This window comes from Helicobacter jaachi (assembly GCF_000763135.2).
Classification (GTDB): Bacteria; Campylobacterota; Campylobacteria; order Campylobacterales; family Helicobacteraceae; genus Helicobacter_C; species Helicobacter_C jaachi.
On the sequence record NZ_JRPR02000004.1, the window covers coordinates 1 to 16,768 of the forward strand.

General features: G+C 40.1%; 15 protein-coding genes. 5 read left to right on the forward strand and 10 right to left on the reverse strand.

All coding sequences use genetic code 11. From position 1 onward, the window contains the following. Positions 1-93: 93 nt before the first annotated feature. The 4 genes from LS71_RS06050 to LS71_RS06065 are packed head-to-tail and all read right to left on the reverse strand — an operon-like array spanning position 94 to position 3,878. Positions 94-1,035: a lipid A biosynthesis lauroyl acyltransferase gene (locus LS71_RS06050; protein ID WP_275050988.1), complete on the reverse strand. Its 942-nt coding sequence runs from the start codon at positions 1,033-1,035 to the stop codon at positions 94-96. Continuing rightward, entirely contained in the window at positions 1,036-2,145 is a 1,110-nt protein-coding gene (gene waaC, locus LS71_RS06055) for a lipopolysaccharide heptosyltransferase I (protein ID WP_052058131.1), read from the reverse strand. It abuts the gene before it with no gap. A 6-nt stretch (positions 2,146-2,151) separates the two neighbouring features. Next, on the reverse strand, positions 2,152-3,627 hold the full coding sequence (locus LS71_RS06060) for a Ppx/GppA phosphatase family protein (RefSeq protein ID WP_034356020.1): 1,476 nt from the start codon (positions 3,625-3,627) through the stop codon (positions 2,152-2,154). Beyond that, positions 3,627-3,878, reverse strand: a complete 252-nt coding sequence (locus tag LS71_RS06065) for a YfhL family 4Fe-4S dicluster ferredoxin (RefSeq protein WP_034356017.1) — start codon at positions 3,876-3,878, stop codon at positions 3,627-3,629. Before LS71_RS06065 ends, LS71_RS06060 begins: the two co-directional genes overlap by 1 nt. 298 nt (positions 3,879-4,176) lie before the next feature. On the opposite strand from LS71_RS06065, the gene LS71_RS09450 reads away from it, so the two are divergent. Further along, the gene (locus tag LS71_RS09450; RefSeq protein ID WP_194145675.1) at positions 4,177-4,332 is read left to right on the forward strand and encodes a hypothetical protein; all 156 of its coding nucleotides are present in this window, start codon (positions 4,177-4,179) and stop codon (positions 4,330-4,332) included. Next, the gene (locus LS71_RS06070) at positions 4,329-5,315 is read left to right on the forward strand and encodes a Gfo/Idh/MocA family protein (protein WP_034356014.1); all 987 of its coding nucleotides are present in this window, start codon (positions 4,329-4,331) and stop codon (positions 5,313-5,315) included. Before LS71_RS09450 ends, LS71_RS06070 begins: the two co-directional genes overlap by 4 nt. On the opposite strand, the gene LS71_RS06075 is transcribed toward LS71_RS06070, so the two are convergent. The 6 genes from LS71_RS06075 to LS71_RS06100 all read right to left on the reverse strand — a co-directional run bounded on the left by LS71_RS06075 (position 5,299) and on the right by LS71_RS06100 (position 12,011). Next, positions 5,299-6,591 carry a M16 family metallopeptidase gene (locus LS71_RS06075; RefSeq protein ID WP_238700361.1) on the reverse strand — a complete coding sequence of 431 codons (1,293 nt, stop codon included), beginning with the start codon at positions 6,589-6,591 and terminating at the stop codon, positions 5,299-5,301. The genes LS71_RS06070 and LS71_RS06075 overlap by 17 nt on opposite strands. Beyond that, a complete protein-coding gene (locus LS71_RS06080) occupies positions 6,591-7,676 on the reverse strand; it encodes a dehypoxanthine futalosine cyclase (RefSeq protein WP_052058129.1) in 1,086 nt (361 codons plus the stop codon). The genes LS71_RS06075 and LS71_RS06080 overlap by 1 nt, the downstream gene beginning before the upstream one ends. A gap of 22 nt (positions 7,677-7,698) precedes the next feature. After that, a complete protein-coding gene (gene bamA, locus LS71_RS06085) occupies positions 7,699-9,930 on the reverse strand; it encodes an outer membrane protein assembly factor BamA (protein WP_034356008.1) in 2,232 nt (743 codons plus the stop codon). 74 nt (positions 9,931-10,004) lie between these two features. Continuing rightward, positions 10,005-10,853, reverse strand: coding sequence for a prephenate dehydrogenase (locus LS71_RS06090; protein WP_034356005.1), 849 nt, complete (start codon positions 10,851-10,853; stop codon positions 10,005-10,007). A gap of 39 nt (positions 10,854-10,892) precedes the next feature. Further along, positions 10,893-11,582, reverse strand: a complete 690-nt coding sequence (locus LS71_RS06095) for a 16S rRNA (uracil(1498)-N(3))-methyltransferase (protein ID WP_034356002.1) — start codon at positions 11,580-11,582, stop codon at positions 10,893-10,895. Beyond that, the gene (locus tag LS71_RS06100) at positions 11,583-12,011 is read right to left on the reverse strand and encodes a hypothetical protein (RefSeq protein ID WP_034355998.1); all 429 of its coding nucleotides are present in this window, start codon (positions 12,009-12,011) and stop codon (positions 11,583-11,585) included. Positions 12,012-12,083: 72 nt separating this feature from the next. Between LS71_RS06100 and hemH the strand changes: the two genes are divergently transcribed. The 3 genes from hemH to LS71_RS06115 are packed head-to-tail and all read left to right on the forward strand — an operon-like array spanning position 12,084 to position 16,576. Continuing rightward, complete coding sequence (gene hemH, locus LS71_RS06105) at positions 12,084-13,040, forward strand: ferrochelatase (protein ID WP_275050991.1); 957 nt, start codon at positions 12,084-12,086, stop codon at positions 13,038-13,040. Continuing rightward, positions 13,030-13,644: a SoxW family protein gene (locus LS71_RS06110; RefSeq protein ID WP_238700362.1), complete on the forward strand. Its 615-nt coding sequence runs from the start codon at positions 13,030-13,032 to the stop codon at positions 13,642-13,644. The genes hemH and LS71_RS06110 overlap by 11 nt, the downstream gene beginning before the upstream one ends. Before the next feature lie 34 nt (positions 13,645-13,678). Further along, positions 13,679-16,576, forward strand: a complete 2,898-nt coding sequence (locus tag LS71_RS06115) for a cytochrome c biogenesis protein (protein ID WP_034355992.1) — start codon at positions 13,679-13,681, stop codon at positions 16,574-16,576. Positions 16,577-16,768 lie beyond the last annotated feature (192 nt).

Consider the following 16,768-nt stretch of genomic DNA (forward strand, 5'->3'; position numbering starts at 1 on the left):
AACTAAAAACTTTGTAATGAAAACCTAAGAGAAGAGACTAGAAGCTCAATCAAATGGGAGTGAAATATTACAGGCTTAAAGCTTAAAGTGGGCTTAGGACTTGTAAATTTCCCCATAAGCGGATTTCCAACGCTTGTGAAACCAAAACCAATCTTTAGGCTTTGCTCTAATAGCGCGCTCCACGACATTTGCTTGAGCCTGCGTAGCCTCTAATATATCTGCCTTGCTATCATCACTCTTTGGGCAGTAAATTGGCGGATAAAAGCGCACCTCAAAGCTTTTAAAGCCCTCATTTATGCTAATCATCACTGGTACAATGCCCACATTAAAGCGCCTTGAAAGCACAGAAGCAATAGTAGTGTGAGTAGCCCTTTTGCCAAAAAATTCCACCCACACACCCTCACTTTGAGCAATATTTTGGTCAATCAAAATTCCAGCAAGTGCATTTGGCGCGCTATAAAGCTTAAGTAAATGCTTGAATGCGCCCTTTTTGTCGATAAATTTTACATTCTGCGCCTCACGCCGCGCAATAATCACGCGATTAATCGCATCAAATGGTGTTAATCGCCCTAGTGAAGCCATATTGCACCAATTATAGCGCGGAGGTAGCACACTTGCCATAGCCTCCCAAAGCCCATAATGCGCAGAAATAAGCACCGCACCCTTATCTTTATGTAAAGATTGCAAAATATAATGCTCATCAACAAAATTAAATCGCTGCGTATATCGCTCTATAGGAATAAATGTAACGCGAATAGTTTCAAGTAGCACAAAAGCAAAATTCTCATAGCAGCCTTTAATTATCTCACGCTTTGCTTGCTTACTTAAATCCTCCCCGTAGGCAAAATCTAAGTTTGCTTGCGCGTCATTTTTGCGCCGCTTATCGCAGATTCTAAACATAAAAGCCAAGGTCTTGATATGCCACACAAAGCACCTATGAGGCATTTTGGCAAGATAAAATCCTAATACATTGACCACTGCTCTAATAATCCACGCGCTCATAACCCTAACCGCCCTTAATTTAGAGAATCTCACTCATTGTATATCGCTGCAAATCTTGCTTTGCCCCACATCTTGCAAAATCATCATAGCGCTTTCATACACAGCGCTTGGCAAAATATGAGCAATGCTAAAATCATCTTTTTTATAGTTTGGATTTTCACTCCCACACAAAAAGCGATTATGCTCACCATTTAGCGCAAATCGCTTAGGCGGAGTATTGCCATAAAGTGTAAGAGAAGCCCTCTGCATAGCCCATGCTAAATGTGTAATGCCAGTATCACCGCCAATGGTTACATCTATCTTTTGCATTAATGCTTTCACCTCATTTAAGTTAAGATGTGGGAGCAGCACGACATTATGCACATTAGCAAAGGAGGTCTTTAATATCTTAGCCTTATTGCTATTATGCCACAAAAGCAGTATATAAATGTGCCTATGCACGCAAAGCTGCTCTATAACTTCAGCAAATAAGCTCACAGGATAGCTTTTAGATTCTAGAGATGATTCAAGCACTAAAAGCACATATTGCGTTTTATGGCTTTTTATAGAATCTGGCGGGATAGATTCTATAAAAACTTCCTTAACGCGTGCACTAGCGTCCTTATCCACGCCAAAGGCACTGCCTCGCGATGCATAATAATCATAGGCTTGATTGTATGGGATATTAAAAGCTGCGCAAAGTAGGTGCATATTACGCTTTAAAATATGCTCACTATAAGCCATATGCACCTTTTTTGTGTAGCATAGACTTGCCACAGGCTCTTTTATAGAATCCCACGCAAAGCCCCAATACTCCCGACCTTTAATAAGTCGTGCACACAAAGCAGATTTAATAAGCCCTTGCATGTCAATAACTTTATCATAATACCCTATTTGAGCAAGTTCTCTAACAATTATAGGCAAAGCCTTTATACCCTCTTTTTTAAGTGAAATAATAGTGAGGTTCTCAATACATGGGCTATTTTGCAGCACTTGAGCAAACACACTATCCACAACCCAAGTAATACTCACGCCCTGCGGATACATCTGCTCCAAAGTCGTGCGGATAAAAGGCAGGGCGCATGCTCCCACAATCACATCGCCAAGGCTTGATAAGCGCACGATAGCTATTTTAAATACATGGCTATGTTGGGCTAACTTCACTGCGACCTACTGCGCCCTTACAAATTCAATCTGCAATGGCTCTGGTTTGTGAAGTTTAGCAATATTCTCTCGCGCGAGATACAGCTCTGCTAGCGTATAAATCTTTAAGGTTTTAGGTTTTACATATTCATAGCGAATTTGCACATTATCTTCACTGCGGCAAATGCTCTCCGCAAGGGCTAGCATAAAGCTTAGCCACTGCAGGCTTAAAAGCTTTGGCATCATATCGCTTATGCCCGCTATGCTCTCATTTTGTGGGATTTTTTTCCCACTATATTCTACAAGCAGGCAAATACTCATACGCTCGGCATGTGAAAAGCCATATTCTAAGGCATTGAGCAAAAAATATGAGCCATGATAATTTGCGTTATAAAAATTAAGAATCCGCCCAATGCTAGAGAGATACGAGGCTGTATTTAAAAGATTTTTACAATGCGCATCAAGTTTATGAATGGGGAAAAGCGCATCAAAAATTTTTAGAGATTCTCTGCGCGTCATTTCTGCGTTTTTTTTATCAAGCATAAAGCGGTCTTCTATAGCGCTCACCGAAGGATTGAGGGCTTTAGGGAAGGTATTTTTATGTCCGCGTAATAAATCGCTTAAATACACTCCTTCGCGCACGCCCACACCGCTTGTAACGATTTGCTTTGTGCCAAATTGCGCAAGAAACATCTGCAAAATAAGCGAGCCACTGCGGATATTATCGATTCTATCTTGTGTTACGCCCATAGATTCTAATTTATCCTCGCTAGATTGCGAAATCTTTTCAAAAAACTTCAGATTCTGTGCGACATCAACTTCATAGCCATGCACTTCTTGTATGGGGTATTTTTTATGCTTCATTATCATTTTTGACAATGCACGTATAGTCCCACCCACGCCAAATACACGACTATGCTTAAAATGCGCAGGCACGCTTTTGAGCTGCTGCTCAATGTAGTCTCTAGCGCCTTGTATATTATTTTTCTTATCAAAAAATAGCTCTTTTAGGCGAATAGTGCCAATATTAAGCGAAATTAAATCAACGATTTTGCCTTCTTCAATGAGCGCACACTCTGTGCTACCCCCGCCTATGTCCATAGTAATGCCATCTTTATAGTGAGACAAATTAGCACACGCTATGCCCCCATAAAGCGCCTCCTTTTTACCATCAATGACTTTAATAGAAAGCCCGCACTCTCTCCTTGCTCTATCCAAAAAGACTTTTGCATTTGGCGCATCACGCAGAGCAGAAGTAGCTACGCAAAAGATTTTGCGCGATTTTTGGGCTTTACTAATTTGGACAAATTCTCTTAGCACCAAAATGGCGCGATTCATCGGCACTTCGCCAAGCACGCCGCCAGATTCATAGCAGCCCTCCGAAATTCTTACCTTTGATTTAATCTCATAAATAAGGTGAAAAGCAAAACGCGAAGTTTTGCGAAAAATTGCCATACGGACGGAATTTGAGCCAATATCTATCACAGAGGTAATTTTTGCCATTACTCCCCTTTTTGTAGGGTTTCAAACTTATATTTTAACTCCTCTATACTTTCGATGTTATCAGGGTCTGGGACTATGGCATCAACGGGGCATACAGACAAGCAGCTAGGTTCATCATAGCTGCCTACGCACTCTGTGCAAATATCAGGGTCAATACTATAAATAGGGTCTCCCTCCTCAATCGCTCCATTGGGGCATTCTTCAGCGCATGCATCGCACGCAATACATTCATTATTTATCATTAAAGCCATTTCTGCCCTCCCAAGAAGTTTTAACTAATCGAAGTTATTAGCTATGTTAAGTCGTTTTATTGGCATAAAAAATCAAGCTTTTTAGCTAAAGATTGTTTAAATGTCGCTTAACTACGCCGCTTTTGCCCGCTAAGCACTCTATAAAACACCCGCCTTTTATGCCCATATTTTACACTATCACATCATAATCGCATTTAATATAATGGCTTATAATGCGCAGCCTGTATATTTATAGAATCTAACCTTAAAATATGAAGTTAATAGATGCTTAAAAGCGGCTATAACTTTAGGCGCACAGATGAGCTTTGCTTATTTGGGCAAGATGCACGCGGCTTTTTGTAAAAAGCAGCAGCGCGGAATTTATAGAATCTACCACAAGGGCGGGCGTATGGCTTATGATGAGTATATATCTGCTGTTTATGTAGCACTTAAAGCACTGCAAGGCAAGTTATGAGCGCACCTATTAGCTGTGCTATTATCGGCTATGGATATTGGGGGCGCAATGTCGCCAAAGCCTGCGTAAAAAGCCCTTTTTTTCATCTCATAACTATCTATGATGAAGATAAAGCTGCGCAAAATCAAGCCTATGAGGATTATAAGCTAGCCCTGTATGAAAGCTATGGGCATATTTTAAATGATGTAAATATAGAATCTATTTTTATCATCACGCCGCCACACACGCATTTTGCGCTTACTAAAGCTGCACTAGAGCATAAAAAACACGCCTTTGTAGAAAAACCCCTCACTACAAATCTCAAAGAAGCTAAAGCCCTGTATGATTTAGCCAAAACCGCGCAATTATGCCTCTATTGCGACCATATTTTTTTGCACTCGCCTGCGGTAAATTATCTAAAACAGCATATTGCTAGCTTTGGTGAGATTGTCTATATCAACGCGCGGCGCATTAACCTCGGGCTTTTTCAAAGCAATGTCGATGTGATTTGGGATTTGGCTATCCATGATTTAAGCATTATTGACTATCTTGTGGGTTTGCATATTCACAAAGTCTCTACCTTTGCTACAAAATACCTTAACTACCCAAACGACGCGCTAGCAAATATTAATATAGAGTTAGAATCTGGCATTATTGTTATCATTAATGTCTCATGGCTTAGCCCTATTAAAGTGCGTGAGATGATTATTGGCGGGAGCAAAAAAAGTGCTATTTATGATGAGACTAAAAAAGAAAAACTCACACTCTTTGATACGGGGGTGGTAATAAAAGATGAGTTTGATAAAACAAGCCTCTATCAGAAAATGGTAGAATACCGCATAGGCACGCAAGAATCCCCACAGCTCTCACAAGCTGCCCCGCTTGATAGCTCTATTAATTTTTTTGCCAATCTTATTTTAACGCAAGATATAGAATCTAATAAAGCCCATGTCCTACGAGTAATGAAAGCCCTAAGCCTTATAGAATCTACTCAACAACGCTAAAGCTCAAATCTAAAATCTCTCTATGTGCCTTAATGTAGGCATTTAGCTCTTCTAAGCTAAGGTTGCGTATAAGCTCTAGCTCCTTTTTATGCTGATTGAGCGGCAAGCCTTTAAAATAATTGCTAAATGTCGCATTAAGCCTTTGGGAGAGTGTCTCCTCACGCAGAGGCTCACTACCTAGCAAAAATGCTTTCGCCGCGCTTAATTCCTGTGCATTCACTCCATTATCTACAAAATCCCTAATCACTTCTTTTACGACCTTTATCGCCTCATCTTTATTTTCAAGCTTTGTTTGCAAATATCCACTCATAAAATCCGCCGAGCCATCTAAATTAATGCGCGTATAGGCTGAATACGCTAGCCCCCTTTTTACACGCACTTCCTCCATTATGCGCGAGCCAAAGCCAGAGCCTCCAAGTATAAAGCTCATCACGCGCGCTATATAATTTTGCTCTTTATTGTTAATATCAAAGGGCGCGCCAAAGTATATGAAAGCCTGCTCTGTGGGTTTATCGACATTTATAGAATCTACCTCACGCGAAGTTTTATAATACTCCCTCTGCCTGCCCTCTCCCACAGGCAGCGCAGAAAAGGTGCTAATAATCTTTTGCCTTAGAGCCTCCTCCTTCACATCTCCGCCAGCTACGACAATAAGCCGACTTAGCACAAGATTACGCTTTAAAAACGCCTCTATATCCTTAAGCTCAATAGATTCTATACTCTGCTTAGTGCCTAAAAGCGGTATTGCCATACGTGTGCCTTTAAAGAGAATCTGATAAAGATTTTTACTCGCCACACTATCAAAGTCATCTTCCTCCCTTGCTAAGCGATTAAGTGTAAGCATTTTAACTTTATTTAGCGCATTTGGCGTAAGGTTTGGATTATAAAGCAAATCTTTGAAAAACTCAAAGCTTAAATCCTCAAACTCCTTTAAATATGAGATTTCAAAGCTCATAGTCTGTAAATTCGCCCCCGCATAAATGCTTATGGCTTTACTTTCTAATTTTTTAGCAAATTCCACATTGCCTAGCTGCTTTGTGCCTTCATTTAAAATCTTAGAGCTAAGTGCTGCTAGTCCATCTTTTTGCTCATCGCTCGCACCGCCCACAAAAATAAATTCTATGCTGCCCACAGGCAATTGCTTGCTTTGCTCAAAAATAAAAGGCACTTGCACGCCCCTTATCTCAATGCTTGTGAGCTTTGCTCCCTCTTTTATAGAATCTTGCGCGCTCATAATGCCTCCTATGTATAATGCAAGAAATATCCACTTTTTCATTAAAACCGCTCCAAAATCTCATAGGCTGTGTTGCGTTTGGCAGGATTTTCGCCAATATCTTTGATAAGCTCAATCATCTCTTGTTGATTCATAGAATTACACACGCCAGCAGATGAAACGACATTTTCCTCCATCATAGTGCTGCCTAAATCATTTGCGCCAAAGAGCAGAGCTAACTGCCCAATGTATGAGCCTTGCGTAACCCAGCTGCTTTGAATATTCATAAAATTATCAAGGTAGATTCTGCTGCAGGCTAATAGGCGCAAATAACGATTTGATGAGGCTTTGTGAATGTTTGGAAACTCCTTTTGTAAAGGTGTGTTATCCGGCTGAAAACTCCACATAATAAACGCCCTAAAGCCGCCAAATTCATCTTGCAGCTGCCGCAGACAATCCCAATGCGCCACAATATCTTCATCATTCTCCACACTGCCAAACATCATCGTAGCCGTGCTTTTCATACCTATGCGATGCGCTTCTCTATGCACTTCTAGCCATTCTTTTGTATCAAGCTTTTTGGGTGCAATAACATCTCTTACCCTATCGCTCAATATTTCCGCACCAGCACCGGGTATGGAGGATAAGCCTGCTTTTTGCAGTCTTTTTAAAGTTTCAGGGATAGAAATTTTAGATACTTTTGCAATATAATTTACCTCAATAGCCGAAAAGCCATGAATAGTAATCATAGGATATTTAGTAGCAATATGTGATACAAGCTCTTCATACCACTCAATTTTAAGCTTTGGGTGCACGCCACCTTGAAATAGAATCTGCGTGCCGCCAATCTCTAATAATTCATCAATTTTTTTATCAATTTCCTCAAAGCTTAAAATATACACGCCTTCTTCACCAAGCCTGCGCTTAAAGGCGCAAAATTTGCAATCCACCCAGCAAATATTAGTATAGTTTATATTTCTATCCACCACAAAGGTAGTGATTTTATGTGGGTGTAATTTTGCCTTAATCGCGCTTGCCATTTGCCCTAGCTCACGCAAATCCCCATAGCGGATTAAATCTAGAATTTCAGCATTACTTATACGCTTTGTTTTATGAGTATCTTCAATATGCATAAATGTATCTGTCATCTTGCCTCCTTTAGCAAATCTTTTAGAATCTAGTTCCCATAGTAAATTCAAAAGTTGAAGTTCTATCATTTGGTTGAGGATTAATCGGGCGTGGAAAGACAAGCACAATGGGTCCCATAGGGCTTACCCACTCAACTGCAAAGCCCCAAGACGCCCTTACCGTGTCCCTAAGATTATCCACACCAATCATACCATAATCCGTAAAAAGAGCTATACGCATTTGTGCCTTTTCTAAAATACCATAGCTTAACTCACCAGAATGCGTCATCATATAGTTTCCACCAATGCGGATAGCCCCGCTAGGGTCTCTAGGCGTAAGAGAGCTTACCTGATACCCCCTCACACTAGAAATACCTCCCATGTAAAATTTCGAGGTAATAGGCACATAGCCATTTTCTATAATCGCTCCAGCCTGCGTCTTGTAACGCGCAATTAAATCTATCCCTAGCAATGATTTAAAATGATAATACAACGCCATTTTGCCATAAAATTTTGTATATTGCTCATCGCCGCCAAGTCCAGCATACTCCATATACGCAGAAATAATCGCGCCATTTTTGGGGAAATAGTAATCATCTGTGTTGTCAAAGTATAAGCCCGGCGTAATGGCAGATTTGACTGGTCTATCAATTGTGAGATATTGACGATAAAGCCACTCTGTATCGGCATTGTAAAAATCTAAAACGCGCGTGGTGGAGAGCGTATAGCCAAGTGAAGCGCGCAAAGTATTTGTAAGCAGTCGCCCAGCTGTGATAGACCCGCCTGTAGTTTGCTCCCTATAATCCCAATTCCAATAAAGTGAGTGAAAAACGCTAAATGATGCGCTGTATTTAGAATCTAGCACACGCGGATTGCTTAAAGTAACATTTACAAGCTGCCTGCGATAGCTCCAGTCAGCATAAATCTGCCCGCTCTGCCCTGTGCCAAAGAGATTTCGCTCGCGTATGGAGGCATTTACCATAAGCTTATCATAGCTTCCATATCCAAGCCCAAACATAAGCTCACCCGTGCGTGCCTCCTCGACATTCACAAGCAAGTCCATAGCGCTCTCACTCACACGCCGTTCATCAATTTTGACTTTGCCAAAATATCCTAACCGCTTGAGTGCGTTTTCAGATTCTCTTAAATCTGAAAGCTTATACATATCGCCCGGTGCTAAAAGCAGCTCACGCCGTATGATTCTATCTGCAGTGCGAGAATTACCAGAAATAAGCACATCATTAATTCTTACCTTTTGTCCCACTTGAATGAGATAAAGCACTTTCACTTCGGCTTTTTCTTGGTCTTTGTCTAAATCAGGGCTTACTCTAGCAAACGCATAGCCCAAATCTGCGATTTTTTGGCGGATACTCTCCACATCAGCGCGCACTTCCTCGATATTAAAATACACGCCCTCTTTAACTTTGAGAATCTTGCGCAGCTCCTCCTCCTCAATCACAGGCACATGCAGGATAATTTTAATGCCTGAAACCTTATACCGCTCCCCCTCCTTAATCTTATAATACAAATTCGCACTATAATCGCCAAAATTCGCATCTAAAAAAGCTTGAGAAACGCTCGCATCTAAAAAGCCTTTTCGCATATAGGCATCTTGGATTCTAGCGCCATCATATTCTAAGTCTGCTAACCTTAGCTTACCATCATTGCGCCCCCACAGCCAGCCCATAAACTGCTTTGCTCTATTAGCACTTAGCTCCTCTAGCTCTTTGACTTTGAGCTTTTCTCTGCCATCATATTGGGCATTTTTAATGATAATATTTTCACCTTGATTGACATTAAAAGTAATCGCATACGCATCATCGCCCACTTTTGCCATATCAGCCTCTACTACCGTGCCATAATAGCCTTGATACTCTAGCACCGTGCGTATGACATTTTTGGCGCGATTAAGCTTAGTCTCATCATAGCTATCACCTTTTTTTATACCAATTTGAGAATACAGCGTCTCTTTTTCTTGCTCACTTCCATAGCCTTTGACTTCAACGCTTGCTACTTTAGGCTTTTGCTTCACATAAAAAGTCAATACCCCATCGCTAAAATCTGCATAAATATCCTCAAAATACCCTTGTGAATACAACGCCACAACAGCTTTATCAACCTTTGCTACATCAAGATTATCCCCCACCTTAATGCCTATAATCTCATCAGCTAATACATTTGAAATAGAGCTTAACCCCTCATATCTAATCGCGCTAATCTCCTTTGCCCACGCGACACTCCACAGCAATAGCATAATGCAAAATACTTTTCTCATCAAATCCCATTTCTTAAAATAAAATCAAGCATTGTAATGAAAAATCCTAACAAAGCCCATAACAAACTAAGCAATTACAAAAATTTCTGCAATGTATTTGCATGCGCCATAAACGCTTCTAAGCCGTCCCAATCCTCATTTTCAAGTAATTGTCTTGCCTCATCAAATTTCGCCTGAAAATACGCCATAGCCTCCAGCACATTGTCTTTATTATGCTTAAAAATATCTCTCCACATAAGCGGCGAACTTTTGGAGATTCTGCTCATAGATTTAAATCCCCCACCCACAAGGGCTAAAATAGTTTGTGGATTTTCCTGCGCTAAAGTCGCATTAGCCAATGCATAGCTCATAATATGAGGCATATGAGAAATAAGGGCTACATGCTTATCATGCTCTTGTGCGGACATTTTTAGAATCTTCATACCAATGCCAATAAATATATCCTTTGCTAGTTCTGCTTGATATTCCCCACTTTGCTCTAAATCTGTCAAAATCACAATATTATTTTCATACAAATGTTCAAAAGCTGCCTTAGGACCAAAAAACTCCGTCCCGCACATAGGGTGCGCGCCTACAAAATACTGCCTAAGCCATACGGGTATAGAATCTAAAATATGCGTCTTTGCCCCACCCACATCAATAAGCGTCATATTTTTGCGCACATCTTGTGGCGTAATTTGCGCCAAAATATCTATAATCCCATCAACTGGCACGCTTAAAAACACCACATCACATTGCCACATCTCTTTTAGGCTCACACATTCATCAACAAGCCCTAGATTTAAAGCCTGCTGCGAATGCAAGGCATTTTTATCATAGCCTAAGATTCTATTAATTTCCTTATTATGAATGCGCCCTATTTTTTTAAGAGCCAATCCCATAGAGCCGCCCATAAGCCCTAGTCCAATAATGCCTATTTTCATATTTGCCTCTCTTGCATGTTTGTTTCTTTTAAGTATAAATTACAGCATTTTAGCCATGCTCGCCACAAACGCGCACGCACTCTCACTGCGTAAAATAAGTGTATCATTTAAAGTTATGATTTTTGCAAATCTTGCCCGCTCTTTTGGGCTAAATCCACCCTCTGTGCCAATCATTACGCGCCATATATTATCCCTTATATCTGCCTTTATAGAATCTAAATCCCTGCAATCCTCCCCACCAAAATCAAAAGCGTAAAAATCACTAAATGCCTCGCATATACTCTTAAAATCCTTAAACACATCAAGTTCCATAAGGCTACTACGCCCACATTGCTGGCAAGACTGAATGAGAATATGCTGCATTCTTTGCATATTTAATGTGAAATGTTGCTGGGAATATTGCGCGTAAAAAAAGCTAATGCGCCACACGCCTAGTTCATTTAGCAATGGCAATGCTTTTTCAATCACTTTTGGTTCAATAATTGCCCACAATAAATGCAGGCGTGTAGTTATCACGCTTGGCGCGCTTTTTTTAGAATCTAGGCACAAAGTAAGTAAGTTTTTATGCAGATTCTGTATGGAATATGTGTAGAGCATATCATCTTTTAAATTACGCACATTTATAGCTTCCCCTATGCGCATACGGCGCACTTTAAGCAAATAATGCGTATTTTTAGAATCTAGCTCTATGAGCGCGTCTTTGGCGTTAGGGTGATACAAAAACTGCATTTACACCCACCAAAAAAGTAAAACAAAAAAGAATAAATCTAAAAAATACAAAATCTTGCAAAATTTAATGTAACTCATCATCGCCTCCATACTCGTTCGGCGCGCTACTTTAAGAATGCGTATGCGAAATATCTCTCCAATAAGCACAAAGACACAAAAAGTCATCATCGCAATCATACCAAGATTAAGCTCAAGCCGCCCAAATGCCCATAGATTCACACCACTTAGCACGCTTACAGAAAGGAGGAAGAAAGTAATGGGTGCGATAAACCAAATTTTTTTATTCATCGCCACCAAATTTTTAGCACCAAAGAATAACACTAAGAGATTAAGGATAAATGGCAGTGCAAAAAAGCCAGCAAACACCTTGTGATAAAGCATAAGATTTACAAAAGTATCCTCCAATACGGGAGAGTGAAATTCCTGCATATTTACTCCTTCTTTAATTTAGTGATTTATTATCACTTAAGTTTTTTAACCTCATCTTTAAAAGGATTCCCCATTAAACCACAAGCCGTTGTTCTGCTGAATATGGGCGCACCAAACAGCCTCTTTGAAGTAGAAATATTCCTTAAAAATATGTTTAATGACCCCTTTATACTTGGGATTAAAAATAACTTTTTGCGCAAAATGCTTGCTAGTTTTATCACTAATAGTCGCCTTGAAGAGGCGAAAAAAAATTACGCACAAATCGGTGGCAAATCCCCCCTTATGACACATACAGTTAATCTTGTAAAAAAGCTAAATGCGCTAGATTCTAAGCGGCATTATACTTTTGCTATGCGCTACACACCGCCTTTTGCTTATGATGTGCTAGATGAGCTGCAAAAAAATGGCACAGATTCTATCATACTCTTTAGCCTCTATCCGCAATTTTCCTACACGACTATCCATTCTTCAATCCTTGATGCCAAAGACGCGCTTCAAAAACTGCAGTTTAATCCCACACTCCAAGAGTTTAGCTCATATCATACGCATACAGATTATATTGAATGCATTGTAAAAAGCATTAAAGAGACGCTAGGCACATCAAATGCGAGTGATTTTGTGCTTTTACTCTCAAGCCATAGCCTGCCTCAATCGCGCATAGATGCAGGCGACCCCTATCAAAAACACTGCAAAGCCACTGCCAAAGCCCTAGAATCTGCGCTTTTAGCACAAAATATATGCTTTAAAGAAATAGCCTTATGTTATCAATCTAAAATCGGGCGTATGAAGTGGCTTGAGCCTAGCACAGCACAAAGCATTAAAAAATATAAAAATGAAAAAATCATACTCTTTCCGCTCTCTTTTACGCTAGATAATTCGGAGACAGATTTTGAACTAAGTATTCTATATAAAAATCTTGCCAAACAACTCAATGTCCCTGAATATCGCGTTTGCAAGTGCTTTAATGATAGTGAGCATTTCGCACAAAGCATTATTAATATCATTCAAGGAGGACAAAGTGAAGGCTAAAGCGGCATTACGCACATTTGGGATATGCGCTGGAATTTGTAGTGGCATTATATTTCTAGGCTGTAATGATGAGGGCGAGGTGAAAGTCTCTCAAGGCTCAAATACACAAAAATCGCACATAGAGCAAGCTGAAAGCCTAGATAAAGCAAGCTATGCAGGCTTAGAAGATGTATTTTTAGATACAAAAAATATTTTTGCGGACAAAAATAAAGTAACGCTGCTTGTCTTTGGCAAAAATAATTGCGTATATTGCGATAAATTAAAAGATGATATTAAAGATAATGCCACGCTTAAAAATATGCTACAAAGCCAGTTTGTGCCTTATTACATTAATACAAGCTACTCAAAAGTCCATAATCTCACCTTTGGGGATTCTAAAACTTCGCTAAACACCGCCGCCCTTACAGAATCTTATGTCAAATCCCCTATGCGCCCTACACCTACGCTTGTATTTTTAGATTTTCAGGGCAAAAAAATCTATGAGCTTCCCGGCTATATCCCTAGCAGCCAGCTTTTAATCCTACTAGAATATATGCAATCTCACTCATGGGAAAATAAAAAAGAGGAGCAAATCGCACGCGAAATCAACAACGCCTTCAGTTAGGCTTCACTTCAATAAGGGAAAATAAGGAGAAATAATGCAGATGCTTAAGACACTTTTTTGCTCCATGAAAATGGTGCTTTTGCTTATGGCAGTGTATGCCATAGCCTGCGGGATAGCCACATTTATAGAAAAATTTCACGGCACTATAGCTGCGCGGTATTATGTGTATGATGCTTTTTGGTTTGAAGTGCTGCATTTATGGCTAGCTTTGTGCCTTATTGGCTGCTTTATTACCTCTAAAGCATGGCAAAGGAAGCGATATGCCGCGCTTTTACTACACGCCTCTTTTATTGTGATGATTATTGGCGCGGGGATTACGCGGCATTTTGGGTTTGAAGGCATTATGAGCATAAGAGAGGGGCAAAGTGTGGATTATATCGCGACTAATACGCATTATATTTTTATTGGAGTGAAAGACCCAAATGGACAGGAGCAATCAGCCCAAATCCCCACATATATCGATAATAAAATTAATCGTCCCATAGATTATACTTTTACCTTTTTTGATAAACCGCTAAATATCCGCACTAGCGAGCTAAAAAGCGATGATTTAAGCGGGCTTTACACGCTCACAAGCGATATTACATTTTTAGGTGAGACTTTTCGCACACAGATTCTAAGAGAGGGTGATAGTTTCCCCACTTTAGAACGCATTAGCATACTCCAAACACAAGGCTATAAAATATTTCTCGCGTGGGGCGTGGATAAAATCCCACTTGATTTTAGCATTAGGCTTAAAGCATTTGAGCTTGAGCGCTATCCGGGTTCTAATTCACCCGCTTCTTATGCTTCCGAAGTGGAGGTGCTTGATGGGCAAAATCCTCCGATGCCTTTTAGGATTTTTATGAATAATGTGCTTGATTATCACGGATATAGATTTTTCCAGTCCTCATATTTCCCCGATGAGCAAGGCACGATTTTATCTGTAAATAAAGACCCCGGCAAGCTCCCCACATACATCGGCTATGCTATGCTCATACTTGGAGCTATATGGCTGCTTTTTGATAAAAATGGGAGATTTATGATGTTAGGCAGATTTTTAAAAACACAAAAATTTTTATCCCTCCTTGTCGTGCTAGGCTCTATGCTTGCCTACCCACAATTAAGCTATGCGCAGGCTAATAGCGCGCAAAATACACAAGAAATGGCACAATCCACGCAAGAAGGCGCGCTAGATTCTATAAATACAGAATCTGCAGGCTCTCCAAATGTATCACCCACTCAAGCAGATTCTATAAATCCGCCTATGCAGGATATTCCAGCTATGATAAAGGCTCTGCAAGGCACTACTTTGCTAGCTAAAGACTTTGATAGAATCTTAGTGCAGGATTTTGGAGGGCGCACAAAGCCTATCCACACACTCGCAAATGAATATATCCATAAAATCACGCAAAAAAACACATTTCAAGGGCTTAATCCCACGCAAATCCTACTTGGTATGATTTTTTACCCACAAGAGTGGCAATCTATCCAAATGATAGCGACTAAAAGTCCGCAATTAAGGCAGATTCTAGGCAAAGATGAGGGGCAGAAATATATTGCTTATATTGATGTTTTCACTAAAGATGGGCAATATATTTTGCAAAATTATGTTGAGTCTGCTAATCTCACAAGTCCCGCTTCTCGCAGCACTTTTGAAAAAGATGTCATTAGCGTTGATGAGCGCATTAATTACGCATTTTTAATCTACACCGGGCAGGTGCTTAGAATCTTCCCCGATAGCAAAGCGAGCAATAATCAATGGCTCTATCCGCTTGAAGCCATAAGTAGCGCTGTGGCACAAGCAGATATGCAAAAAGCAAAAAATCTTATGAGTATTTATAAGCAATTTGCAGAGGGTATGCAAAAAGGGCTAGATACAAACAATTGGAGCGAGGCGCTGCAGGCTGTGCAAGGCATTGCTAACTTCCAGCAGCAAAATGGCGCAAGCACGCTTATTTCATCAGCTAAGGTAGATTCTGAAATATGGCTTAATACATATAATCCTTTCTATCAGCTCACTTATCCGTATTTGCTTATTAGCATTGTGCTTTTTATCATCGTGCTAGGTGGGATTTTAAGAAATAAGCCCATGAAGGCTTTAACGCATAAAGTATTTTATATACTGCTGCTTGGGCTTTTTATTTTGCACACCTGCGGGCTTGGCATTCGGTGGTATGTGAGCGAGCATGCACCTTGGAGCAATGCCTATGAATCTATGCTCTATATTGCATGGGCATCTATTTTATCAGGCGTGATATTTTTTAGACGCTCAAATCTCGCGCTATGTGCGGCAAGCTTTCTAGCTGGCATTACGCTATTTGTGGCAAATCTTGGCTTTATGGACCCACAAATTGGCAATCTTGTGCCTGTGCTTAAATCCTATTGGCTTAATATCCATGTTTCTGTCATCACAGCAAGCTATGGATTTTTGGGACTTTGCTTTATGCTTGGGCTTATTACGCTTTTAATGTTTATTTTAAAAGATAAAAAAATCGCACGCATAGAATCTAGCATAAAGCGCATTGATAGCTCTATCCTCTCTCTTAGCGCGCTTAATGAAATGAGTATGATTTTAGGCTTATTTTTGCTCACTATTGGAAATTTTCTAGGCGGTGTGTGGGCAAATGAGTCTTGGGGGCGATATTGGGGCTGGGATTCTAAAGAAACTTGGGCATTAATTAGCATTGGTGTGTATGCTATCGTGCTGCATTTGCGCTTTGTGGTTAAGAGCAATTTGCCTTTCATTTTTGCAAGCGCATCGGTGGTGGCGTTTTTCTCTATTCTTATGACTTATTTTGGGGTGAATTTCTATCTCACAGGTATGCATAGCTATGCTGCTGGCGAGGCTATGCCCGTGCCATTATGGGTAAAGCTCATGGTGGGAGGCATTTTTGTGCTTATTATTATGGCTAGCAGAAACAAAACACTCCAAATGCCCCATTTAAAATAGAATCTAGCCCATAAATACAATGAATTGCAAAGCATACAAAACAGGAAACCTAAAGAACTATAAAAGCGTAGATGCAATGATAGAAGCAATAGAAAATGGGGCTTAGATGAACACGAGCTTGCATATTCTAAGAGATTCTCTAAAAACTTACAGAGACTTGCAAGCTAAATTTAAAAAATTAAGCATTAATTG